Raw genomic sequence first — 594 nt, 5'->3', positions numbered from 1 at the left:
AAGGAATTGGAAAATACATTTGAACAAGAAAGACGATTAGAACGTACAAAAAATGAGCTCATAACTAACGTATCTCATGACTTACGCACACCGTTGACATCTATTATTGGTTATTTAGATTTATTAAAAAGAGGGCAATACAACAATAACACACAATTACAGGAATACCTTGAAACCACTTATTCAAAGTCACAGAGACTGAAATATTTAATTGATGAGCTGTTTGAATATACTCGTTTATCAGGCATAGATGCTAAGTTAAATCTTAATGAAGTTGATTTATCAGGTCTGTTGGAGCAAATAGTTGGAGAATACATTCCTATATTTGAAAAGGAAAGTTTAATCGTTCAAAAATCAATTACACAAGAAATAATACCTATCTTCATAGATGCAGAAAAAATGGTACGTGTATATGAAAATCTGTTTATGAATGCGATAAAGTACAGCATGAAACCATCCCAATTATTCATATGTCTTGAATTAATGGATAACAAAGCAATTTTAAAAGTATCAAATAAAGTCGAGAGATCGCCTGTTAGCGATCCAAATAAATTGTTTGAAAGGTTTTTCAGGGGTGATAAGGCAAGAAAAAAT

General features: G+C 31.0%; 1 protein-coding gene. It reads left to right on the top strand.

What is annotated here, in order from left to right; all coding sequences use genetic code 11:
- The coding region (locus tag DOS87_RS17200; protein WP_208730039.1) for a sensor histidine kinase at positions 1-594 on the top strand (594 nt) is incomplete at both ends.

Source organism: Bacillus sp. CR71 (assembly GCF_003429245.1).
GTDB lineage: Bacteria > Bacillota > Bacilli > Bacillales > Bacillaceae_G > Bacillus_A > Bacillus_A thuringiensis_S.
This window is presented reverse-complemented; position numbering and strand designations above follow the sequence as displayed.